The sequence below is a fragment of the Streptomyces sp. NPDC059008 genome, assembly GCF_042749045.1.
GTDB lineage: Bacteria > Actinomycetota > Actinomycetes > Streptomycetales > Streptomycetaceae > Streptomyces.
This window is the reverse complement of sequence record NZ_JBHYJC010000012.1, coordinates 106357-129958: the sequence shown is the minus strand read 5'-3', so window position 1 is coordinate 129958 and position 23602 is coordinate 106357. Positions and strand designations below refer to the sequence as shown.

At 72.3% G+C, this 23602-nt stretch carries 19 protein-coding genes; 11 read left to right on the top strand and 8 right to left on the bottom strand.

Translation table 11 applies throughout. The features are described from left to right. Positions 1–26: 26 nt before the first annotated feature. A complete protein-coding gene (gene iolC, locus ACFWZH_RS17435) occupies positions 27–1019 on the bottom strand; it encodes a 5-dehydro-2-deoxygluconokinase (protein ID WP_384431080.1) in 993 nt (330 codons plus the stop codon). A gap of 547 nt (positions 1020–1566) precedes the next feature. Between iolC and ACFWZH_RS17430 the strand changes: the two genes are divergently transcribed. From ACFWZH_RS17430 to ACFWZH_RS17410, 5 genes are all read left to right on the top strand, one after another. After that, positions 1567–2487 carry a sugar phosphate isomerase/epimerase family protein gene (locus tag ACFWZH_RS17430; protein WP_384431078.1) on the top strand — a complete coding sequence of 307 codons (921 nt, stop codon included), beginning with the start codon at positions 1567–1569 and terminating at the stop codon, positions 2485–2487. A gap of 214 nt (positions 2488–2701) precedes the next feature. Beyond that, on the top strand, positions 2702–3721 hold the full coding sequence (locus tag ACFWZH_RS17425) for a Gfo/Idh/MocA family protein (protein WP_384431075.1): 1020 nt from the start codon (positions 2702–2704) through the stop codon (positions 3719–3721). Positions 3722–4149: 428 nt separating this feature from the next. Then, positions 4150–5694, top strand: a complete 1545-nt coding sequence (locus tag ACFWZH_RS17420) for a sugar porter family MFS transporter (protein WP_384431073.1) — start codon at positions 4150–4152, stop codon at positions 5692–5694. 210 nt (positions 5695–5904) lie between these two features. After that, positions 5905–6099 (top strand): AlpA family transcriptional regulator, encoded by a 195-nt coding sequence (locus ACFWZH_RS17415; protein ID WP_033265761.1) that lies wholly within the window; start codon positions 5905–5907, stop codon positions 6097–6099. Positions 6100–6195: 96 nt separating this feature from the next. Further along, positions 6196–7188, top strand: coding sequence for a 2-dehydropantoate 2-reductase (locus ACFWZH_RS17410; RefSeq protein ID WP_384431070.1), 993 nt, complete (start codon positions 6196–6198; stop codon positions 7186–7188). Here ACFWZH_RS17410 and ACFWZH_RS17405 read toward each other — a convergent pair. Beyond that, positions 7185–8231 (bottom strand): LacI family DNA-binding transcriptional regulator, encoded by a 1047-nt coding sequence (locus ACFWZH_RS17405; RefSeq protein WP_384431067.1) that lies wholly within the window; start codon positions 8229–8231, stop codon positions 7185–7187. The two genes, ACFWZH_RS17410 and ACFWZH_RS17405, sit on opposite strands and share 4 nt — an antisense overlap. Positions 8232–8480: 249 nt before the next feature. Between ACFWZH_RS17405 and ACFWZH_RS17400 the strand changes: the two genes are divergently transcribed. After that, positions 8481–9512, top strand: a complete 1032-nt coding sequence (locus tag ACFWZH_RS17400) for a Gfo/Idh/MocA family oxidoreductase (RefSeq protein WP_384431064.1) — start codon at positions 8481–8483, stop codon at positions 9510–9512. After that, the gene (locus tag ACFWZH_RS17395) at positions 9509–10375 is read left to right on the top strand and encodes a TSUP family transporter (protein ID WP_384431061.1); all 867 of its coding nucleotides are present in this window, start codon (positions 9509–9511) and stop codon (positions 10373–10375) included. The genes ACFWZH_RS17400 and ACFWZH_RS17395 overlap by 4 nt, the downstream gene beginning before the upstream one ends. A gap of 206 nt (positions 10376–10581) precedes the next feature. Here the strand turns inward: ACFWZH_RS17395 and ACFWZH_RS17390 are convergent, their stop codons facing one another. Further along, positions 10582–11208, bottom strand: a complete 627-nt coding sequence (locus ACFWZH_RS17390) for a DedA family protein (protein WP_384431059.1) — start codon at positions 11206–11208, stop codon at positions 10582–10584. A gap of 278 nt (positions 11209–11486) precedes the next feature. Here ACFWZH_RS17390 and ACFWZH_RS17385 point away from each other — a divergent pair, with 278 nt between their 5' ends. Continuing rightward, positions 11487–11774, top strand: a complete 288-nt coding sequence (locus ACFWZH_RS17385) for a heavy-metal-associated domain-containing protein (protein ID WP_384431056.1) — start codon at positions 11487–11489, stop codon at positions 11772–11774. Between the two features lie 521 nt (positions 11775–12295). On the opposite strand, the gene ACFWZH_RS17380 is transcribed toward ACFWZH_RS17385, so the two are convergent. The 5 genes from ACFWZH_RS17380 to ACFWZH_RS17360 all read right to left on the bottom strand — a co-directional run bounded on the left by ACFWZH_RS17380 (position 12296) and on the right by ACFWZH_RS17360 (position 19480). After that, entirely contained in the window at positions 12296–13585 is a 1290-nt protein-coding gene (locus ACFWZH_RS17380; protein ID WP_384431053.1) for a citrate synthase, read from the bottom strand. Between the two features lie 177 nt (positions 13586–13762). Further along, entirely contained in the window at positions 13763–15970 is a 2208-nt protein-coding gene (locus ACFWZH_RS17375; protein WP_384431050.1) for an ATP-dependent RecD-like DNA helicase, read from the bottom strand. Positions 15971–16221: 251 nt separating this feature from the next. Next, positions 16222–17142: a sugar phosphate isomerase/epimerase family protein gene (locus tag ACFWZH_RS17370; RefSeq protein WP_384431047.1), complete on the bottom strand. Its 921-nt coding sequence runs from the start codon at positions 17140–17142 to the stop codon at positions 16222–16224. Continuing rightward, positions 17139–18332, bottom strand: coding sequence for a dihydrodipicolinate synthase family protein (locus ACFWZH_RS17365; protein ID WP_384431044.1), 1194 nt, complete (start codon positions 18330–18332; stop codon positions 17139–17141). The genes ACFWZH_RS17370 and ACFWZH_RS17365 overlap by 4 nt, the downstream gene beginning before the upstream one ends. Continuing rightward, positions 18329–19480 (bottom strand): Gfo/Idh/MocA family protein, encoded by a 1152-nt coding sequence (locus tag ACFWZH_RS17360; RefSeq protein WP_384431041.1) that lies wholly within the window; start codon positions 19478–19480, stop codon positions 18329–18331. The genes ACFWZH_RS17365 and ACFWZH_RS17360 overlap by 4 nt, the downstream gene beginning before the upstream one ends. 161 nt (positions 19481–19641) lie before the next feature. On the opposite strand from ACFWZH_RS17360, the gene ACFWZH_RS17355 reads away from it, so the two are divergent. The 3 genes from ACFWZH_RS17355 to ACFWZH_RS17345 all read left to right on the top strand — a co-directional run bounded on the left by ACFWZH_RS17355 (position 19642) and on the right by ACFWZH_RS17345 (position 23583). Beyond that, on the top strand, positions 19642–20715 hold the full coding sequence (locus tag ACFWZH_RS17355) for a GNAT family N-acetyltransferase (RefSeq protein WP_384431039.1): 1074 nt from the start codon (positions 19642–19644) through the stop codon (positions 20713–20715). 41 nt (positions 20716–20756) lie between these two features. Next, positions 20757–21572, top strand: coding sequence for a sugar phosphate isomerase/epimerase family protein (locus tag ACFWZH_RS17350; protein WP_384431036.1), 816 nt, complete (start codon positions 20757–20759; stop codon positions 21570–21572). A 178-nt stretch (positions 21573–21750) separates the two neighbouring features. Further along, entirely contained in the window at positions 21751–23583 is a 1833-nt protein-coding gene (locus ACFWZH_RS17345; RefSeq protein ID WP_384431034.1) for a glycoside hydrolase family 3 protein, read from the top strand. Positions 23584–23602 lie beyond the last annotated feature (19 nt).

The window sequence follows — 23602 nt, the reverse complement described above, 5'->3', positions numbered from 1 at the left end:
CTGCCGGCGGGCCACGGCCATGGGGGCTACCGCCCCGCGAGGAACGCCTCGACCTCGTCGGCCGTGGGCATGGCGGAGGAACAGGCCAGACGGGAGGCGACGATGGCACCGGCGGCGTTGGCGTACCGCATCATCGGCTCCAGCTCCCAGCCGGAGAGCAGCCCGTGACACAGCGACCCGCCGAACGAGTCGCCCGCACCGAGCCCGTTCACGACCTCGACGGGGGTGGGCGGGACCTCGGCGGTGCGGCCGTCGCGGTGGACGGCGAGCACGCCCTTGGGCCCCTGCTTGATGACGGCGAGCTCGACGCCCATCTCCAGCAGCGCCTGGGCGCACTCCTTCGGCTCGCGCACTCCGGTGGCGACCTCGGCCTCGTCGACGTTGCCGACCGCCACGGTGGCGTGCCGCAGGGCCGCTTCGTAATACGGGCGGGCGGTGGCCATCGCCGCCGCGCCGCTCGCCCCGCCGTCCCCGGAGGCGCCGCCCTCGCCGCCCCAGAACATCGGCCGCCAGTCCAGGTCGAAGACGGTCGTGCCGGCCTTGGCGCGGGCCTCCAGCGCGGCGAGGGTGGCGCCGCGGCTGGGCTCCTCGCACAGCCCCGTACCGGTGATCCAGAAGATCCGGGCCGCCGCGATGGCGTCCAGATCCAGTTCCTCGGGGTGAATGACCAGGTCGGGGGCCTTGGGGCGACGGTAGAAGTAGAGCGGGAAATCGTCCGGCGGGAAGATCTCGCAGAAGGTGACCGGCGTCGGATACTCCTCGACGGGGGTCACCCACCGGTCGTCCACCCCGAACCCGCGCAGCGCCTGATGGACGTAGTCCCCGAACGGGTCGCGCCCGGTGCGGCTGATGACCGCGCTACGGCGCCCGAGCCGGGCGGCGGCCACCGCGACGTTGGTGGCCGAACCCCCGAGGAACTTCCCGAACGTCTCCACCTGCGCCAGTGGCACACCGGTCTGCAGCGGATAGATGTCGACTCCGATGCGGCCCATGGTGATCAGGTCGTACGGCTCGGTCATATGCGCCCCTTCGGGTCGGCCGGCGCGGCGGGTTCGGCGAGTTCGCCGGGTTCGGCGGGTTCGACTCTGAGGAAAGGTCTAACGGTGAGCATCAGACCCTGTCAACAGTTTGTCCTTACATTCTGACGTCAAGGATTGCGAGAGCCGCGCCCAAGATGCCCGTCGAGCCCCTTCAGGGACACCCCGAGACGCCCCCGAGGTGCCCCTGAGACACCTCCGGACACACCCCACCCGAGGCGCTGCCGAGGCGCCCCCGGACGCGCCCCACCCGAGGTAGTACTGAGGCACCCTCGGACACACCCCACCCGACGCCCTCCCCCATCGCGCCACACCACGCCCCGCGCCCCCACCCGTGCACTCCAACCCCCACGCACCCCCCACGCACCCGCTCCCACACACCCGCTCCCGCATACCCACCCCGACAAAGTCCTTAAGTCCTTATGTCAGGACGAAGTCTTGACACTCCCCGGGGCGCCAGAGAGGCTGTGCCCCACAACCCGCCCAGCGCCTCCCGGTCACCGCCGACCGGCGAGAGGAGAGCCGCAGCATGACCGTTCCCCATGCCGCCCCCCGCGTTCTGGACCGCCTCCGCATCGGTTCCGCCCCCGACTCATGGGGGGTGTGGTTCCCCGACGACGACCAGCAGGTCCCCTGGCAGCGCTTCCTGGACGAGGTCGCCGAGGCCGGCTACGAGTGGATCGAGCTCGGCCCGTACGGCTACCTCCCCACCGACCCCGCCGTCCTGCACGACGAGATCGCCCGCCGGAGTCTGAAGGTCTCGGCCGGCACGATCTTCACCTCGATGCACCACGGCCCGTCCGTCTGGGACAAGACCTGGGCGCACGTCTCCGAGGTCGCCACCCTCACCCAGGCCATGGGCGCCAAGCACCTGGTCGTCATCCCCTCCTTCTGGCGGGACGACAAGACCGCCGAGGAGCTCGAACCGCGCGAGCTGACCGTCGAGCAGTGGAAGCACCTGACGACCGGCATGGAGCGGCTGGGCAAGCGCGTACGGGACGAGTTCGGGCTGGACATCGTCGTGCACCCGCACGCCGACACCCACATCGACACCGAGGAGCACGTCGAGCGGTTCCTGCACGTGACCGACTCCGACCTGGTCAACCTCTGTCTGGACACCGGCCACTACGCCTACTGCGGCGGGGACAGCGTCAAGCTGATCCGCACCTACGGCGAGCGGATCGGCTACCTCCACCTCAAGCAGGTCGACCCGGACATCCTCAGCGACGTCGTCGCCAAGGGCACGCCCTTCGGCCCGGCCGTCCAGCAAGGCGTGATGTGCGAACCGCCGCTCGGCGTGCCCGCGCTGCCGCCCGTCCTGGAGGCCGCGCAGGAGCTGGACGTCGACCTCTTCGCCATCGTCGAGCAGGACATGTACCCCTGCCCGCCCGACCAGCCGTTCCCCATCGCCGAGCGCACGCGCCGCTTCCTGCGCTCCTGCGGCGCCTGAGCGGGCCGGCAGCCGAGTCCACCCGCGGTCGTCTGCACTCGTCGCCCGCACTCACCTACTGCAGTCGCCTGCTGCACTCATCTGCCGCACTTGCCTGCTGCGCTCGCCTCGCGACGCCTCCTCATATCTCCGGCAACGATTACGGAGAGTAATCAGTTCCCAGAGTACATCACACTCTGTAGCCCTCTGAAGCACGTAAGGACTTGAGGACGACATGACTTCGTACGGAACGCTCGGTGTGGCGGTCATCGGCACGGGCCGGATGGGCGCCGACCACGTACGCCGGATCAACGAGGTGATCAGCGGCGCCCGGGTGGCCGCGGTGGTCGATATCGACGCGGCCCGGGTCAAGCACCTCGCCGACGGCATCGAGGGGTGTACCCCCTACACCGACCCCGCCGCCGCCATGGACGACCCCTCGGTGGACGCCGTGCTGATCGCCTCGCCGGGCCCCGCGCACGAGGCGGCACTCCTGGAAGCCTTCGCGCGCGATCTGCCCGTCCTGTGCGAGAAGCCGCTGACGCCGGACGCCGCCTCCGCGCTGCGCGTCCTGGAAGCCGAGCAGGCGCTGGGCCACCGCCGCGTACAGGTGGGCTTCATGCGCCGCTACGACGCCGACTACCGCGCCCTCAAGTCCCTGCTGGACCAGGGGACTCACGGGCGCCCGCTGATGCTGCACAACAAGCACCGCAACGCCGACACCCCGCCCGGCTTCACCAACGCGATGATGATCAACGACTCGGTGGTGCACGAGATCGATGTGACCCGCTGGCTGCTGGAGGAGGAGATCACGGCGGTACGGGTGCTGCGTCCGGCGCCCACCGGGAACGCGCCCGAGGGCCTGAGCGACCCGCAGCTGGTCCTCTTCGAGACCGCGGGCGGCCAGGTCGTGGACACCGAGATCTTCGTCAACTGCGGCTTCGGCTACCAGGTCGTCTGCGAGGCGGTCTGCGAGAACGGAACCGCCCGGATCGGCGACGACCACGGGGTGTTCACCAACGCCGCCGGCCACTGGGGCGGCGCCATCACCCCCGGCTTCGTGGAGCGCTTCGAGCAGGCCTACGACCGGCAGGTGCAGCGCTGGGTGAACGCCACCCGGCGCGGCGAGGTCGAGGGCCCCAGCTGCTGGGACGGCTATGCGGCGGCCGCGGTGTGCGAGGCGGGCGTACTCGCCCAGGCCAGCGGCGAGCGGGTGGCGGTCGAGCTGATCGAGCGGCCGGCGCTGTACCGGTAGGGGCGGTGGCGGCGCACGGTGTGCCAGCAGGGGTCCGTGGCGTCGCACGCTGCGCCAACCGTGGGCGATGACGGCCCTTGTCGGGGTGGTGGTGGCCGGTGTCGCGCCGCGCTGCTGGGGCGTGTCTCGTGCCGTGCTGCTGAGGTGTCCCGTGCCGCGCCGCGCTGTGCAGCCGAGGCGTGTCGCGCCCTGCTGCCGGGGCGCGTTGCGCCGCCCGTTCCTCGTCACGTATCTGCTCGCTTCTGATCCGTTGAAAGGCCCCCGCACATGCATTCCGCGCCGGACGCCGTTCCGTTTCGCCGTACCGTGCACCTCGCCCGTGGCGCCGACCCACGACGACGCTCCATACCGGTCCGCGGCGCCCTCCCGGCGCCCGAACCACCCTCCACGGGCGATGGGTTGACCGCCCGGACGGGCCGGAGCTGACGATGGCCGCTCCGACCAGCCAGGCGGCGTCCGCCGACCCGCATGTCGGCCCGCGGTCCCGCCGCGCCCAACGCTTCATCGTCGCCATCGCCGCCATCGCCGCGCTCGGCGGCGCCCTCTTCGGCTACGACACCGGAGTGATCTCCGGCGCCCTCCCCTTCATGGAGGCCCACTTCGGCCTCACCTCCCTGGGTGAGGGCGTCATCACCAGCGCGCTGCTGATCGGCGCGGCCTTCGGCTCGCTGATCGGCGGCCGGATGTCCGACGCGCTGGGCCGGCGCGACTCCCTGCTGTGGGCGGGCGCCGTGTTCATCGGCGGCGCGCTGGCGGTGGCGCTCTCCCCCACGGTCGCCGTCATGACGGCGGCGCGTTTCGTCCTCGGCCTCGCCGTCGGCAGCGCCTCCGTCATCACCCCGCTCTACCTCTCCGAGATCGCGCCCCCGCACATTCGCGGCCGGCTGGTCTCCTTCAACTCGCTGATGATCGTCAGCGGTCAGCTGCTCGCCTACCTGATCAACGCCGTGCTGGCGCGGTGGGAGGCCTGGCGGTGGATGCTGGGTCTTGCCGCGCTGCCCGCGGTGGCGCTGTTCGTCGGCCTGTTCTTCCTGCCCGACACCCCGCGCTGGTACATCAGCAAGGGGCGGCGGGACGACGCGGCCGGGGTGCTCGGCCGTACGCTGCCCGCCGACGACGTCCCCGCCGAGCTGGCCCGCATCGACCGGGCCCGCAGCCTGGAGGCGGGTGCGCAGCGCGGCGCCTGGCGGCAACTGCGTACGCCCTGGGTGCGGCGGCTGCTGCTGGTGGGCATAGGGCTGGCGGCGGTCCAGCAGATCACCGGCGTCAACGCCGTGGTGTACTTCGCGCCCAAGATCCTGGCGTCGACGGGACTGGGCACGGGCGCGGCGATCACCGCCACCATCGCCGTCGGGGCGGTCTCCGTCCTTGCCACCGCGATCGGGATGTCCCTGATCGACCGGGTCGGGCGGCGACCGATGCTGATCACGGGCCTGGCCGGGATGACCGTCTCGCTCGCCCTGCTCGGGGCGTCCTTCCACCTCCCGCACTCCACCGCCGTCAGCGTCCTCGTCCTGTGCCTGATGGTGCTCTACATGGCCTTCATGCAGGCCACGTTGAACACCGGTGTGTGGCTGCTGCTCGCCGAGATGTTCCCGCTCAAGGTCCGCGGACTGGCCATGGGCGCGGCGGTGTTCGTGATGTGGGTGGTCAACTTCGCGGTCGCGCTGGTCTTTCCGGTGCTGCTCGATCTGGCCGGCGCCGGCCTCACCTTCTGGTTCTTCGGCGCGATGTGCGTGGTGTCCCTGGTCTTCTGCAAGCGGTACGCGCCGGAGACGAAGGGGCTGGCGCTGGAAGATCTGGAGCATGAGCTGCGGCGGGCGGCGGGGGCGGGAGAGGCCGAAGAGGCTGAGGAGGCCGAAGAGGCTGAGGAGGTCAAGGAGGTCGGGGAGAACAAGGAGGCTGAAGGGGGTGAAGAGGTCGAAGGAGGTCTGGGGGCGGACGAGGCGGTTCCGGAGGCCTCTGCCCGCTGACGACGAGGTCCCCGCCTCGTCACAGCGGTCCGCGCGCCGTCACGGCTGTCACCGTTGCGCGGGTCTTCCGTCACAGTCGGTCAACAGCCCCTCCCCGGCGGTCACTCGGTGTCGTTGTCCGGGCACAGGGTGAGTGATCACCAGGCCGTACGCGGCCCCCGACGGCTCCCCCGGGCCGCCCCTGCGTACGGCGCTCAGGAGGTGACGGAAATGACCGACCGCAGGCTCTGGTCGTACAAGGAGATCGCCGCGCACATCCAGGTACAGCCGGACACCGTGCGCTCGTACCGCAAGCACGGTCTGCTGCCGGAACCGGATCTGGTCGAGGGCGGAAAACCGTACTGGTTCGCCGACACGGTCAGAGCATGGGTGGCCCAGCGGCCCGGCCAGCGCGGCCGGCGCTGACGCCGCCTGACAGGCCCCCGGGCCCCGGCGCCCGGCCCGGCGCCGGGGCCCGGAGCGCGCGTGTCCCGGCGTATGCCGCGGCTCTACGATCGTGGTATGCCCCAACATCCCCGGCCCGCGGCGCCCGCCCGGATCGCGGTGATCGGCGCCGGCGCGATCGGCGGCTACACCGCCGCCCTCGCCGGGTGGGCCGGCCTCGACGTGACCTTGTGCGTACGCAGCCCGCTGCAGCGTCTGACCATCGAGAGCGGCGGCGAGGTCCGGACCGCGGCGGTGCGGATCGTCACCGACCCGGCGCGGGTGACGCCGGTCGACTGGGTGCTGCTGACCACCAAAGCGCAGGACACCGCGGGCGCCGAGGGCTGGCTGCGGCGGCTGTGCGGCCCCGGCACCGCCGTCGCGGTGCTCCAGAACGGCATCGATCAGGAGGAACGCATCGCTCCGCTCGTGCCCAGGGGCACCGGCATCCTGCCCACCGTCGTCTACATCTCGGCGGAGCGCACCGCGCCCGGCCGGATCCTGCACCACGTCGCCAGCGAACTGCACGTTCCCGAGGGCCCGTTGGGCGACCGGTTCGCCGCCGCGCTCGCCGGTACCGGACTGCGGGTGCACCCGGTGCGCGACTTCGCCACGGCCGCCTGGCGCAAGCTGTTCACCAATCTCGCGGCCAACCCGATCACCGCCCTGCTCCAGCAGCCGATCGGCATCTTCGCCGACCCCGAGATGGCCGCGCTCACCCGTGACCTGTTGTCCGAGGCGGCCGCCGTCGCCCGGGCGGAGGGCGCGGACATCGGTGACGAGGACATCACCAGGACCCTGGAGCTGTACGCCACGGCGCCCGCGGACGGCGGCTCCTCGATGCTCTACGACCGGCTCGCCGGCCGCCCGATGGAGCAGGAGTTCATCACGGGGGCGGTGGTCCGGGCGGGCGAACGGCACGGCATCGCGACGCCGTTGAACGGCATGCTGCTGACGCTGCTGCGGGCGGTGGACCGCGAGCTGCGGGGCGAGCGGGCGGCCCGGGACGCCGGCCCGCCGTCCGGGGCACCCGCCGCGCCCGCCGCGCCCGCTCCGCCGGACGGGTCCTAGCCGCGGGGTGGCGCCGTGGAGCCTCTGATCTCCAGTGCCGGTGCGACGAGTTGGTGGGCGGCCGGGGTGTCCGGGCGGTCCATCCGGTCCAGCAGGCAGCGCGCCGCGCGGCGGCCGACCTCGTGGCTGGCGTTGTTGACCGAGTTCAGCCAGAGGTGTCGGATGCGGGCGAGGTAGGTGTTGTCGTAGCCGACCAGGGAGAGGTCGGTGGGCACGGACAGCCCCAGTTCCTGGGCGGCGGAGAGCGCGCCGACGCAGGATATGTCGTTGAACGCGAAGACGGCGGTGGGGCGTTCGGTCCCGCGCGAGGGGTTGAGCAACCGCACCGCGGCCCGGTAGCCGCCCTCCTCGGTCCCGTCGCCCTGCTCCACGACGGCGCCCGCTGCCCGGCCGTGGGCGCGCAGGGCGGCCTCGAAGCCGCGCCGGCGCAGCTCGCCGACCACTCCCTGCCCGGCGATATGGGCGATCCGCCGGTGGCCGAGGGAGAGCAGGTGCTCGGTGGCGAGGCGGGCGCCGCGCTCGTCGTCGTTGGCGACGATGTCGACGCGCGGCAGCCGGGGTTCGTGGTTGCCCGCGATGACCGTGGGCAGTCGCTCGGCGACCTCGGCGAGGCCGTCGGTGTCCGGGAGGGTGCCGACGACGACGATGCCGTCGACCCGCAGCTCCTGGAAGGTGCGGGCGAAGTCCTGTCCGGCCCGTCGGTCGAGTCGGCCGTCGGCCATCAGCATCCGCAGACCGTGCGCCTGCAGCAGCGAGTCGAGGCCGTCGAGGAGCTCGACGAACCAGGGGTTGCGCATGTCGTTCAGCAGTACGCCGACGGTGTGGGTACGGCGCGCGACCAGGCTGCGGGCGGCGGCGTTCGGCCGGTAGCCGAGTTCGTCGATGGCGTCCATCACGGCCTGCCGCTTGGCGTCGCTGACCCGCGGGGAGCCCTGCAGCACCAGCGACACCAGCGACTTGGAGACGCCCGCGCGCTCCGCGACGCCGCGGATCGTCGGGGGTCGTCCGCCGCGTCCGCCGGCGGGCCCGTTGGACCGTTCCATGAGGGGGAATCCTTCCACTGGGGCGGGGAGGCGTCAATGCGCACACCCCTGCCCCTTGAAGACCCCTTAAAGGCCCCTTGAAGTCCCCTCGATGAAACCCCTCGATGCCCCCCTTGTGGGCCCTTTGAAGGACCTCTTGAAGCTCTGCACAAGGGTTGACATGCGGACATCCGGACATGCAGGGTGCCCGGAACGGCGGGCGTTGGACCGTTCCAACGATTGCCTCTCCCCTCCCTGGAAGGACCGGGCATGAAGATCGGCCTCATCGGCACCGGGCGTATCGGCGCGTTCCACGCCGCGACCCTCCAGAACGTCCCGGGCGTCACCGACCTCGTGGTCGCCGACGCCGAGACCGCGCGGGCCGCCGCGCTGGCGGACACCCTCGGCGTACGCGCGGCCGCGAGCATCGCGCAGCTGTACGCGGACGGCCTGGACGGCGTGGTGATCACCGCCGCGACCAGCGCCCACGCGGAACTGATCCACCAGGCCCTGGACGCCGGCGTACCGGTCTTCTGCGAGAAGCCGGTCGCACTGGACGTCCCGGGCACCGTCGGTGTGGTGGAGCGGGCCCAGGCCGGAGCCGTGCCCGTGCAGATCGGCTTCCAGCGCCGCTTCGACGCGGGCTACCGTGCCGCGCGCGCGGCGCTGCGGTCCGGCGAGCTGGGCTGGCTGCACACGCTGCGCGCCTGCACCAGCGACCGGACCCCGCCACCGGCCGGGTACATCCCCACCTCCGGAGGGCTGTTCCGGGACTGCTCGATCCATGACTTCGACATCCTGCGCTGGCTGACCGGCCGCGAGGTGGTCTCGGTCTACGCCCAGGGCGCCAACCGCGGCGCGTCCTTCTTCGCCGACGGCGACGACGTCGACACCTGCGCGGCGCTGCTGCGCTTCGACGACGACACCCTGGCGACCGTCACCGCGACCCGCTACAACGGCGCGGGCCATGACGTCCGGCTGGAGGTCTGCGGCTCCGAAGGCGCCCGCTTCGTCGGTCTCGACGACCGTGCGCCGCTGCCGTCCGCGGAGCCGAAGCTGTCCTGGCAGCGGGCGGCCGACCCCTACGCCACCTTCATGGAGCGCTTCCACGACGCCTACGTCACCGAGCTGGGCGTGTTCGCCGAGGTCGCCGCGGGCCGGGTGCCGAACCCCTGCCCGCCCGCGGAGGCCCTGGAGGCGCTGTATGTCGCCGAGGCCTGCGAGCGTTCACGGCGGACCGGCGAGCCGGTCGCCGTCGCGGACGTCCGCGGTACGGCCGGCCCGGTGGCCTTGGACGCGTGAGCGACCTCGGGGTCGTATCGCTGGGCACGTTGGTGGTCGCCGCGCTGCTGGTGGGGGTCTCCAAGACCGCCGTCAGCGGCGTCGGCGCGCTGAGCGTGGCCCTCTTCGCCGCCGTACTGCCCGCCAGGGAGTCCACCGGCGTCCTGCTCCCGCTGCTTCTGGTCGGGGACGTACTGGCCGTCCGCGCCTACCGCGAGCACACCGACTGGCCCGCGCTGCTGCGGCTGCTGCCGTCGGTGGCGGCCGGTGTGCTGCTCGGTGCCGTGTTCGTCGCCGGAACCGGTGACGACGTGGTCCGCCGCACGATCGGCGCGCTGCTGCTGACGATCGTGCTGCACCACCTCTGGCGGCGTCGGCGCTCGCGCCGTGGCCGTGGGCCCGGGGCATCGGCAGCGGCCGTCTTGAGCGGCGGGCCGGGTGCGGCGGTGGAGGCGGACACGGGGCGGGCCGCGGCTCGGGGGACGGGCGCGGGGGCCGGGGGCGGTGGGTATACCCGCACCCTGTTGCGCGGTGAGCATGCCCGCACCCTGTTCTTCGGGCTCGTCGCCGGATTCGCCACCATGGTCGCCAACGCGGGCGGTCCCGCGATGTCGCTCTATCTGCTGTCCTCGGGCTTCACGATGCTCGGCTTCCTGGGGACGGGGGCGTGGTTCTTCCTCCTGGTCAATCTCTTCAAGCTGCCGTTCAGCATCGGGCTGGGGCTGCTCACGCCCGACGGTCTCGCGCTGGACGCGGTGCTGGTGTGCGCCGTGCCGGTCGGGGCGCTCCTGGGACGGGCTCTGGTGCGCCGCATCGACCAGGCCCTCTTCGACCGCCTGGTGCTCGTGTGCACCGCCGCCTCCAGCCTCAACCTCCTTCGCTGACCCACCGTCCCGCCGGGGGCCCGCCGTCGGCTCTTCGCCCCGGCGGCGGTCCGGTGGGCCGGTCGGGTGACGGGCCGACGGCAGGAGGGCGCCGCGCAACTCCCCCACCCACTTCATCACTCTCCGTAATCGCTCCATGTCTGAACTGTACGACCGGCCACTGACAATCGCTCCGCCGCGGAACCGCGGGCAGCGTGCCGCCACGCTCAGGCCGCCGCGGTGGACGAGGTCCGGTCGTCGCGGCCCTCGCCGTCCCGTTCGCCGCCCCCCTCGGGCCGCTGTCGCAGCGCCCGGCGGCGGGCCGCCCACTGGATCGCGGTGCCCACCGCGGCGACCGCGCAGGAGACGCCCAGGCCGATCGCGGCGGCGTAGAGGCGGTTGTGGGCGACCGCGCTGCCGACGTAGCCGAGGCCGACGGAGTACGTCGCCCAGGTCGCCTCGGCGATGCCGGCGCCGAGCGCGTACTTGCGCAGCGGATAGCGCAGCACCCCGGAGGCCAGCGCCCCGGCGATCCGGCCGCTGGGCAGGAACCGCACGGCGATCACGAACGGTACGCCGTAGCGCTGGATCCGCTGGGAGGTCCACTCCAGCAGTGCCAGGCGGCGGGGGTTGCGGCGCATCCAGGTGCGTACGGGTTCGCCGAAGCGCCGTGCGGCGAGGTACATCAGCAGGTCTCCCAGCAGGGCGCTGCCCGCCACGACCAGCAGCACCTGGGGCAGGAAGAGCTCGCCGCGGGAGGCGAGCACGCCGGCGGAGACGAGCAGGGCGGAGTTGGGCACCAGCGGCGGCAGCGTGGTGAGCACCAGCAGGCCGTACAGGGCGAGTACATCCATCCGGCCGCCTCCTCGGATCCGCCCCGAGTCCGTAACCCAAGGCTGACGCGGGGTGGGGTGCTCGGCAACGCGGTGGGCGTGGCGAGACACTGGATTGATACCCCCTAGGGGTATACAGTACCGAGGGTCGGGAACACCGGCGTCCGCCGGGGCCCGTGCGCCACCATGTGACACTCCGGCGGCCGCCGGCACATGGCGGCACCTTCGACACCACGACTCGGCACCACGGACCGGCACCAGACACCCGACCAGACACCGGCACCACAAGGAGAACCCCCATGAACGAGAACAGCTCCTGCTGCACCCCGGAAGACTCCCGCCACTCCGGCGGCACCGACGTCCAGGTCGGCGAGGTGACCACCACCTACAAGATCACCGGCATGACCTGCGGCCACTGCGAGGGTGCGGTGTCGTCCGAGATCGGCGAGATCTCCGGCGTCAGCTCGGTGCAGGCGGTCGCGTCCACCGGCCTGGTGACCGTGGTCTCCAAGGCCCCCCTGGACGAGGAGGCCGTGCGCGCGGCCGTCGACGAGGCCGGCTACGAGCTCGTGGGGCAGGGCGTCTGAGGTCTGATCGCCGCTGACGGTGCGAGTACCGTCAGCGGCGGCTCGCACCCCGGCCCGCGACCAAGAACATTCACACAGCCTTTACAACTGCCACAACGCCCCTACCTCGGGGCACAACACCCATACCCCCGGGACCCGATCTCCAGATCGTGGCCCTTGACCGCATTCGCCCCCATATGGCAAGAGACCCAGATCACACTCATCGGAACGTAACCATTGAGGGGGGTCGCGAGTCTAACCGTGCAGTGCAGGCACCCCGGCGGGGCTTGCACTGCGACAGCCGTGTCGATCTTGGGGGATCGTGCCCGGCTACGCGTGGCCGGGGCGACGTGCCCGGGGAGCTTTGAGCGGCCCTCCCGATGTGCGCGTCCCGGCAGAGCGCGGTGCAACCCGGAGCGCCCGGACGGATCCCGTGGGGGGAATCCAACCGGGATATGGGAAGCGCCCCGCACTCTGGACCCGTGGGGGGATCCGGAGGCGGGGCGCTTTCGTCTATCCGGGGCAGCGGCGGCCGAGGACCGTCAGCGCTGCTCGACCGGCACGAAGTCGCGCTCGACGGCGCCGGTGTAGATCTGCCGCGGGCGCCCGATGCGGGAGCCGGGCTCCTTGATCATCTCGTGCCACTGGGCGATCCAGCCGGGCAGCCGGCCGAGCGCGAAGAGCACGGTGAACATCTCGGTCGGGAAGCCCATGGCCCGGTAGATCAGGCCGGTGTAGAAGTCGACGTTCGGGTAGAGCTTGCGCGAGACGAAGTAGTCGTCGGAGAGCGCGTGCTCCTCCAGCTTCAGGGCGATGTCCAGCAGCTCGTCGGACTTGCCGAGCGCGGAGAGGACATCGTGCGCCGCCGCCTTGATGATCTTCGCCCGGGGGTCGAAGTTCTTGTAGACGCGGTGCCCGAAGCCCATGAGCTTCACGCCGTCTTCCTTGTTCTTCACCTTGCGGATGAAGGAGTCGACGTCGCCGCCGTCGCGCTGGATGCCCTCCAGCATCTCCAGCACGGACTGGTTGGCGCCGCCGTGCAGGGGGCCCCACAGGGCGCTGATACCGGCCGAGATCGAGGCGAAGAGGTTCGCCTGCGAGGAGCCGACCAGGCGCACCGTGGACGTCGAGCAGTTCTGCTCGTGGTCGGCGTGCAGGATCAGCAGCTTGTCCAGGGCGCTGACGACGACCGGGTCGAGCTCGTAGTCGGCGGCCGGCACCGAGAAGGTCATCCGCAGGAAGTTCTCGACGTACCCGAGGTCGTTGCTCGGGTAGACGACCGGGTGGCCGACCGACTTCTTGTAGGCGTACGCCGCGATCGTCGGGAGCTTGGCCAGCAGCCGGATCGTGGAGATGTGGCGCTGCTGCTCGTCGAACGGGTTGTGGCTGTCCTGGTAGAAGGTCGACAGCGCGCTGACGACCGACGACAGCATCGCCATCGGGTGGGCGTCACGGGGGAAGCCGTCGTAGAAGCGCTTGACGTCCTCGTGGAGCAGGGTGTGGTACGTGATGTCCTGCTTGAAGGCGGACAGCTGATCGACGGTGGGCAGCTCACCGTTGATCAGGAGGTACGCGGTCTCGACGAACGTGCTGCGCTCTGCGAGCTGCTCGATCGGATACCCGCGGTAACGAAGAATTCCCTGCTCACCGTCGAGATAGGTGATCGCGGATTTATATGCCGCGGTGTTGCCGTAACCGGAGTCCAGGGTCACCAGACCGGTCTGGGCGCGCAGCTTCGAGATATCGAAGCCCTTGTCGCCGACGGTGCTGCCGACGACCGGGTAGCTGTATTCGCCGTCCCCGTAACGCAGTACTACAGAGTTGTCGCTCACGTCATCCCTCACCGACGTTGTGCCTCTTCTTCGAGGTGCCCTGACTGCCTATACCTTCCCCCATTTGGACCTTGGATGTGCACTCGGGGTCGGCCATAGGGCCTCATTACGGCACTCAGTGCCGCGTGAGTGTCCATCCTGCTCCCTTTCGCCCCGATTGGGAAAGAGGAGGTGACATCACATCGCCCCGGCGAGCCGGTGAGCCAGAGCCGTACACCGCCGACCGGCGGATACCGTGCGTACGGCCTGCCCGAGGGCCTTGCGGGAGCCGACCAGCACCACCAAGCGCTTCGCCCGGGTCACGGCGGTATACAACAAATTGCGCTGCAGCATCATCCAGGCACTTGTGGTGACCGGAATCACCACCGCTGGATACTCACTACCCTGCGAGCGATGGATCGTCACGGCATAGGCGTGCGCGAGTTCGTCGAGTTCGTCGAAGTCGTAGGGGACCTCCTCGTCCTCGTCGGTGAGCACCGTCAGCCGCTGCTCGTCGGAGTCCAGGGCCGTGACCACGCCCACCGTGCCGTTGAAGACGCCGTTGCGGCCCTTTTCGTAGTTGTTCCTGATCTGGGTGACCTTGTCCCCGACGCGGAAGACCCGGCCGCCGAAGCGGCGCTCGGGCAGATCGGGGCGGGCGGGGGTGACGGCCTGCTGGAGCAGGCCGTTCAGGGCGCCCGCACCGGCCGGGCCGCGGTGCATCGGGGTCAGCACCTGGACGTCCCGGCGCGGGTCCAGACCGAACTTCGCCGGGATCCGGCGGGCCGCGACATCGACGGCCAGCCGTCCGGCCTCTTCATTGTCCTCCTCCACGAACAGGAAGAAGTCGGCCAGCCCGGTCGTGAGCGGGGGGACGCCGGAGTTGATCCGGTGGGCGTTGGTGACCACGCCGGACTCCTGGGCCTGCCGGAAGATCCGGGTCAACCGGACCGCGGGCACCGGGCCGGGCTCGGCCAGCAGATCCCGCAGCACCTCGCCGGCGCCCACCGACGGCAGCTGGTCGACGTCCCCCACCAGCAGCAGATGGGCGCCCGGCGGGACCGCCTTGACGAGCTTGTTGGCCAGCAGCAGGTCCAGCATCGACGCCTCGTCGACGACCACCAGATCGGCCTCCAGCGGCCGATCGGCATCGTAGGCGGCGTCCCCGCCGGGCTTGAGCTCCAGGAGGCGGTGGACCGTGGAGGCCTCCGCCCCGGTCAGCTCCGCGAGCCGCTTGGCGGCCCGGCCCGTGGGTGCCGCCAGCACCACCCTGGCCTTCTTGGCGCGGGCCAGCTCGACCACGGACCGGACCGTGAAGGACTTGCCGCAGCCCGGACCGCCCGTGAGCACCGCGACCTTCCGCGTCAGCGCCAGGCGCACCGCCTGCTGCTGCTCGGGGGCCAGCTCGGCGCCCGTACGCCGCGCCAGCCACGCCAGCGCCTTGTCCCATTCGACGTCCCGGAACGCCGGCATCCGGTCCTCGTCCGTCCGCAGCAGCCGTGTCAGCCGGCCGGCCAGCGACATCTCGGCGCGGTGGAAGGGCACCAGATAGACGGCGGTGATCGCCGCGCCGTCCTCGCCGGGCACCTTCTCGCGGACCACGCCCTCGGGGTCGGCGGCCAGCTCGCCCAGGCAGTCGATGACCAGGCCCGTGTCCACCTGGAGCAACTTCACCGCGTCCGTGATCAGTTGCTCCTCGGGCAGGAAGCAGTGGCCCTGGTCGGTGGACTGCGACAGGGCGTACTGCAGGCCCGCCTTGACGCGGTCGGGGCTGTCGTGCGGGATGCCGACGGACTGGGCGATGCGGTCGGCGGTCAGGAAACCGATGCCCCAGACGTCCGCGGCGAGGCGGTAGGGCTGGTTGCGGACGACGGAGATCGAGGCGTCGCCGTACTTCTTGTAGATCCGCACCGCGATGGACGTGGACACCTCCACGCCCTGGAGGAAGACCATGACCTCCTTGATGGCCTTCTGCTCCTCCCAGGCGTCGGCGATCTTCTTGGTGCGCTTGGGGCCGAGGCCGGGGACCTCGATGAGCCGCTTCGGCTCGTGTTCGATGATGTCGAGGGTGTCCACGCCGAAGTGCTGGGTGATGCGGTCGGCGAAGACCGGGCCGATGCCCTTGACCAGGCCGGAGCCGAGGTAGCGGCGGATGCCCTGGATCGTCGCGGGCAGGACGGTGGTGTAGTTCTCCACGGTGAACTGCTTGCCGTACTGCGGGTGCGAGCCCCAGCGGCCCTCCATCCGCAGCGACTCCCCCACCTGCGCCCCGAGCAACGCGCCGACGACGGTCAGCAGATCGCCCGCGCCGCGGCCGGTGTCGACGCGCGCGACGGTGTAGCCGCTCTCCTCGTTGGCGTAGGTGATCCGCTCCAGGACCCCTTCGACCACGGCTGCGTTGACCATGACCCGACCGTACCGCCGGGGTCTGACACCGCGCGTGGTGCCACCTCGGCCCGGGCGCCGTCGAAGAGGCCGGGCACCATCGAGGGGCCCGTCCGATGGTCGGGCCCCTCGATTCCCCCTCCGCGCCGGTCCCTGATCCCCCCGGATCCCTCCCCTGGTCGGGACCAGCGTCAGCTATGACCGACAGGGGCCGCCAACGGTTGCGCGCATCCGCAGAGTTATTTCACCGTCACCAGATGTATGCCTCGCGTTCACCTGCCGACGTGCCGTCGGAAGCGGTCGATCACCTCGGCCAGCACCTCGGCGCCGTCCCGGGCCCACAGCGCCGGGTTGAAGATCTCCACCTCGATCGGCCCCCGGTAGCCCGCCGCCTCGACCCGCTCCCGAAACCACCGCAGGTCCACCGCCCCGTCGCCGAGTTGCCCGCGTCCCAGCAGGACGCCCTCGGGCAGCGGGGTGACCCAGTCGGCGAGCTGGAAGGCCGCGATCCGCGTGCCCGCGGTGCCACAGGTCCCCGTCCCGCCGGCCTCCTCGCCGTCCGTGCGCGTGCCGTTGGTCCGCGGGCCGCCGCCCGCGCGGTCGATCTGCGCGCCGACCGTGTCATCCCACCACAGGTGGTAGGTGTCCACGACGACGCCCACCTGGTCGGCGGGGAACCGCTCGGCGAGGTCGAGCGCCTGCGCGAGCGTGGAGACCACGCAGCGGTCCGCCGCGTACATGGGGTGCAGCGGTTCGATCGCCAGCCGTACGCCGCGCTCCGCGGCGTACGGCGCCAGTTCGGCCAGCGCGTCGGCGACGCGTTCCCGGGCGCCGGGCAGATCCCGGCTGCCGGCCGGGAGCCCGCCGGACACCAGGACGAGCGTGCCGGTCCCCAGGGCGGCCGCCTCGTCGAGGGCCGCCCGGTTGTCGTCCAGGGCCGCGGTCCGCTCACCGGGGTCCTGCGCGGTGAAGAACCCGCCCCGGCACAGGCTGGTGACCCGCAGCCCGGCGTCCCGTACGAGCCGGGCGGCCGCGGCCACCCCGTACTCCCGCACCGGGGCGCGCCACAGGCCCACGCCCCGTACTCCCGCCCGTGCGCAGCCGTTGGCCAGGTCGGGCAGCGACCACTGCCTGACGGTCTCCTGATTGAGGCTCAGGCGGTCGAGGGGGGCCGGGGTGGCGGCGGGGGTCATAGGGGCCTCACGGTCCTTGCGGCCGGGGCGTCGACGCCGTGGAGCGCAAGCAGGGCGCGCATCCGGGCGGCGGCCAGCTCCGGGTCGGGGAACAGGCCCAGTGCGTCGGCCAGTTCGTGGGCGCGGCGCAGATGCGGCAGTGAGCGGGCCGACTGCAGGCCGCCGACCATGGTGAAGTGCGACTGGTGGCCCGCCAGCCAGGCCAGCAGCACCACACCGGTCTTGTAGTAGCGGGTGGGCGCCTGGAAGAGGTGGCGGGCCAGGGTGACGGTCGGGTCCAGGGCGGCGCGGAACGCGGCGGTGCCTTCGGGGCCCGGGGCGTCGAGGCGGCGTACGGCGTCGGCGGCCAGGGGGGCGAGCGGGTCGAAGACGCCCAGCAGGGCGTGGCTGAAGCCGTGGTCGTCGCCGGCGATCAGCTCGGGGTAGTGGAAGTCGTCGCCCGTATAGCAGCGCACGGCCTCCGGGAGGCGGCGGCGCAGCCGTACCTCTCGGCCGGCGTCCAGGAGGGAGACCTTGATTCCGTCCACCTTGCCGGGGTGTGCGGCGACGAGGTCGAGGAGGGTCGTGGTGGCGGCGTCGAGATCCGTGCTGCCCCAGTAGCCGTGCAGCGCCGGGTCGAACATCGGGCCGAGCCAGTGCAGGATCACCGGTCGGGTGGTCTGGCGCAGCAGGCCGCCGTAGAGCTCCAGGTAGTCGTCGGGCCCGGTGGCGGCCGCGGCGAGCTGGCGGGACGCCATGAGGACGGGCCGGGCGCCGGCGTCCTCGACGAGGGCGAGCTGTTCTTCGTAGGCGGCCCGGACGTCGGCCAGCGCCGCTCCTTGAGGCGGTAGTTGGTCGGTGCCCGCCCCGCAGGCGAGCAGGCCGCCGGCCGCCCGGGCCTCGGCGCCGGAGCGCCGGATGAGTTCGGCGGCGCCGGCCCAGTCCAGGCCCATGCCGCGCTGCGCGGTGTCCATAGCCTCGGCCACGCCCAGGCCGTGCGACCACAGGTGGTGGCGGAAGGCGAGGGTGGCGTCCCAGTCGAGGGCGGCCGGGCCGTCCGGGTGGGTGTCGGCGAGCGGATCGGCGACCACATGGGCGGCGGCGTAGACGGTGCGCGAGCGCAGCGGGGGCGGCGCCCCGCCGAGGGGCGCGGACGGGGTCGCGCCGGCCGCGGGCCCGGGGCGGGGCCGGTCGGCGGCCGGCGCGTTCACAGGCTCAGCTCCGGTACGTCCAGGCGGCGCCCCTCCGCCGACGAGCGGCGCCCCAGTTCGGCGAGTTGGACGCCGCGGGCGCCCGCGGCCAGGTCCCAGCGCCAGGGCTCGTCGCGGACAACATGTCGCAGGAACAGCTCCCACTGCGCCTTGAAGCCGTTGTCGAAGGCGGCGTTGTCGGGGACCTCCTGCCACTGGTCGCGGAACGGCTCGGACGCCGGAACGTCGGGATTCCACAGGGGTTTGGGGGTGGTGGAGCGGTGCTGGACGCGGCAGCGGCGCAGCCCGGCGACGGCCGAGCCCTCGGTGCCGTCCACCTGGAACTCCACCAGCTCGTCGCGGTGCACCCGGACCGCCCAGGAGGAGTTGATCTGCGCGACGACGCCGCCGGCCAGCTCGAAGATGCCGTACGCGGCGTCGTCGGCGGTGGCGTCGTAGGGGGCGCCGGACTCGTCCCAGCGGCGCGGGATGTGCGTGGTGATCCGCGCCTGGACGGTGCGCACCGGACCGAACAGCTCGTGCAGGACGTACTCCCAGTGCGGGAACATGTCGGCCGCGATGCCGCCGCCGTCCTCGGCGCGGTAGTTCCAGGAGGGGCGCTGCGCCTGCTGCCAGTCGCCTTCGAAGACCCAGTAGCCGAACTCGCCCCGTACGGACAGCACGCGGCCGAAGAAGCCGCCCTCGATCAGGCGGCGGAGCTTGCGCAGGCCGGGCAGGAAGAGCTTGTCCTGGACGACGCCGTTCTTGACGCCGGCGTCCCGGGCCAGCCGGGCCAGTTCCCGTGCGCCCGCGAGGTCGCCGGCGGTGGGCTTCTCGACGTACAGGTGCTTTCCGGCGGCGATGGCCTTCTTGGCGGCTTCGGGGCGGGCGGCGGTGGCCTGGGCGTCGAAGTAGACGGCGATGGAGTCGTCGGCCAGTACGGCGTCGAGGTCGCAGCTGAACTCCTTCAGGCCGTGGCGTTCGGCCAGTGCCCGCAGTTTGTGCGGGGAGCGGCCGACGAGCACCGGCTCCGGCCAGATCACCGTGCCGTCAGCCAGTGCGAGGCCACCCTGTTCGCGCAGGGCGAGGAGGGAGCGGACCAGATGCTGGCGGTACCCCATGCGTCCGGTCACGCCGTTCATGGCGATGCGTACGGTCGTGCGTGTCACGGCCCGGCCTCTCTCAGGATGCGAATCGTGTGAGCGGGGGTGTTCGTGCGCTGTCAGGTCGTACGTACCGGTCTGCGCCGGCGGCCAAACGGGGAAATGGGGGTGCGCGGACCGGCCCCGTCCGCGTACCCTTGACTGAGTCAAGGATGAGGTGGTCGACGATGACAACCGGTACGGCATCCGATACGGCGCCCGGCGCGGCGTCCCGCTCCGCGGCCGACATCCGCGAGCTGCGCAGATTCAACCGCTTCTACACGAACCTGATCGGCGCGCTCGACTACGGCCGGCATCTGTACACGCCCTTCACCCTCACCGAGGCCCGGGTGCTCTACGAGCTCGCCCACCACCAGCGGGTGGACGCCGCGGACCTGCGCTCCTCACTGTCCCTGGACGCCGGCTACCTCAGCCGGCTGCTCGGGAAGTTCGAGCAGCGCGAGCTGATCAGCCGCGGCCGGTCCGAGCGGGATCCCCGCCGGCAGCGCATCACCCTGACCGAGGACGGCAGGGAGGCGGCCGGCCTGCTGGAGGAGCGCTCGCAGGATGCCGCGGGCTCGCTGCTGCGCGACCTTCCGGCGGCGGACCGGGCCCGCGTGGTCGCCTCGATGCGGACGATCCGCGCCCTCCTCGGCGAGGGCGCACAGGACGGCGAAGGCACGGAGCAGGTGCAGGAGGCGGCGCCGCCGCGGGACGCGCAGGAGGCGGCGCGGCAGGCCCCGGCACCGCAGGACCGGACCGGTGGCCGGGCCCCCGCGCCCGAGGTCGCGCTGCGCACCTCCCGCCCCGGGGACCTCGGCTGGATGGTGGAGCGCAACGCCGCGCTCTACGCCGCCGAGTACGGCTTCGACCTGAGCTATGAGGCACTGGTGGCCCGGATCGTCGCGGAGTACGCCGAGAACTTCGACCCGCGGTGGGACCGCACCTGGATAGCGGAGCTGGACGGCGAGCGCGGCGGCGCGGTGATGTGCGTACGGGACGGCAGGCCCGGGGTCGCCCGGCTGCGGCTGCTGCTCGTGGAGCCCGGCGCCCGGGGGCACGGCCTGGGGCGCCGACTCGTCGACTGCTGTGTGGACTTCGCCCGGGACGCCGGCTATCAGGAGCTGGTCCTGTGGACCAACTCCCTGCTCGTGTCGGCCCGCCGGATCTATCAGCAGGCGGGGTTCGAGCTGGTCGCCGAGTCGCCGCACCACAGCTTCGGGCGCGACCTGGTCGGCCAGGACTGGCGGCTGGCCCTGTGACGGCGGTGCGATGGGCGTTCTCCACTCTCGGGGTGCCCGGTATGCCCGTGGCCGACGTCCTGCGGCTGGCGACCCGCGCCGGGTACCAGGGGGTCGAGCTGCGCGCCCATCCGGAGGAGCCGGTGCACCCCCTGCTCGGGACGCGCGAACGGGCCGCGGTGCGCGGGCAGTTCGCCGACGCCGGTGTCGAGGTCCTGGCCGTCGCCGGATACGCACAGGTCGCGGCCGCGCGGGACGCGGCGGGCGAGGAGGAGCTGGCGCACGAGCTGAGCGAGCTGGTGTGGCTCGCCGCCGATCTGGGTGCGCGCTTCGTGCGGGTGTTCCCCGGGGGCGGCGGGCGGCCGGCGGCCGAGGCGGAGGCCGATGCCGCCCGGCGGCTCGCCGCGGTGGCCCCGCTCGCGGCCGAGCGGGGCGTAAGGGTCCTGCTGGAGACCCATGACTCGCACCGCACGGGCGCGGCCGCCGCCCGGATCCTGGGCCCCGTGGGTCATCGCCACATCGGCGCGCTGTGGGACGTGCTGCACAGCTGGCTCGGCGGCGAGGAGCCCGCCGACACCCACGCCGCGCTCGCCCCGCAGCTGGGCTATGTCCAGGTCAAGGACGTCGTCTCGGCGCAGGACACCACTCCCGTCCCGCTCGGGGCCGGTTCCGTGCCACTGGACGCCGTCCTGGCGGCGCTCGTCCGAGGCACCCAGGGCCCCGCGCACGCGTTCGAGGGCGCCGACGGCCGGGGCGCGGGCGGCTGGCTGTGCTGGGAGTACGAGAAGCGCTGGTTTCCCCAGGCCCCGGACCTCCCCGCCCTGCTGGCGCCGGGCCGCGCACACCTCCAGCGCCTCCTGGAGGCCGCCGCCGGCTGACCGGCCCGCCCCGGTCCGCCGCCCGAGTCATGACGCCCCCTCACACACCCGGGCCCGCCCCGCAAGAGCTGGGCGCCGCCTCGGATGGAGTCATTGACCGACAATAGTTTTCCGGCTATCCGTGTCTCCTTGGAAGTTTCCTTCAACAAGTCGAGGAAGCCCCCCGGAAGGAGCGCAGATGCACTCCAGACGTACCGTCCTGACCACCGCGGCCGCCGCGGCCGCCGTCGCCGCCGCCGGCGCCGTGCCCGCCGGCGCCGCCCCACCCGCCGCCGGGCAGCAGCCCGTCCCCGATTCCGGCACCCGGGCACGACTGCGCCGCCTGATCGCCCGTATGACGCCGCAGGAGAAGGCCGGCCAGCTCTTCGTGATGCGCGTCTACGGGCACTCCGCCACCGACCCCGACCCGGCGGACGTGGCCGCGAACCAGAAGGAGATCGGCGTCGCCAACGCCGCGGAGCTGATCGCCAAGTACCACGTCGGCGGCATCATCTACTTCGGCTGGGCGCACAACACCCGCGAGCCGCATCAGATCGCCGATCTGTCCAACGGCATCCAGAAGGCCGCCGCCGCCCAGCGGGTCCCCGTGCCGCTGCTGATCTCCACGGACCAGGAGCACGGCATAGTGGCCCGGGTCGGCGCCCCCGCGACGCTGCTGCCCGGGGCGATGGCCCTCGGCGCGGGCGGCAGCGCCGCGGGGGCGCGTACGGCGGGCCGGATCGCCGGCCGGGAGCTGTACGCCATGGGCATCCGGCAGGACTACGCGCCGGTCGCCGACGTCAACGTCAATCCCGCCAATCCGGTGATCGGCGTCCGCTCCTTCGGCGCCGACCCCGAGGCCGTGGCCCGTATGGTCGCCGGCCAGGTGAAGGGCTATCAGGACGGCGGGGTCGCGGCCTGCGCCAAGCACTTCCCCGGGCACGGCGACACCGACACCGACAGCCATGTCGGACTGCCGTACATCCACCACAGCGCCGAGGAGTGGGAGCGGCTGGACGCGCCGCCGTTCAAGGCGGCGATCGACGCCGGCATCGATTCGATCATGACGGCGCATATCGTCGTGCCCGCCTTCGACCCGAGCGAGGACCCGGCCACCCTCTCCCGCCCGATCCTCACCGGCATCCTGCGCGAGCGCCTCGGCTACGACGGTGTGGTGGTGACGGACTCACTCGGCATGGAGGGCGTACGGGTGAAGTACGGCGACGCCCGGGTGCCGGTCCTGGCGCTCAAGGCGGGCGTCGACCAGCTGCTGAACCCGCCGGATCTGTCCGTGGCGCACGGCGCGGTCGTCAAGGCCATGGCGGACGGGGAGCTGACCGAGCGCGACATCGACGCCAAGCTGATGCGCATCCTGCTGCTCAAGGAGCGGCGCGGGCTGTTCGAGGACCCCTACACCACGCACCGGGCCGTGGACCGGGTGGTCGGCACCCGCGAGCATCTGGCCGCCGCGGACCGGATCGCGGGCCGTACGACCACGCTGCTGCGCAACGACGCCGGCATCCTGCCGCTGTCGCGGCGCCGGCAGCCCCGGGTGCTGGTGGTGGGGGTGGACGCGGCCGCGCCGTCGGGCACCGGCGGTCCGCCGACCGCGGTACTGGCGAAGGCCCTGACCGAGCTGGGCTTCACCGCCCATGCGCTGGCCACGGGCCCGACCCCGGACCAGCGGCGGATCGACGAGGCGGTGGCGGCGCTCGGCGAGCGGGACGCGGTGGTGGTGGCGACGTACAACGTCTCCGCCGGGTCCTCCCAGCGCAAGCTGGTCGCCGCGCTGCTGGGCACCGGCAAGCCGGTGGTGCAGCTGGCGGTCCGCAACCCGTACGACATCGCCCAGCTCGACGGCGTCCGGGCGGCCCTGGCGAGCTACTCCTGGACGGATGTGGAGCTGCGGGCGGCGGCCCGGGTGATCGCCGGGCGGCGGGATCCGGCGGGCCGGCTGCCGGTGGCGATAATGCGCGCCGACACCCCCGGCCAGGAGCTGTTCCCGATCGGCCACGGTCTGGGCTATCCCTGACCCGCCCCGGCGGCGCCGA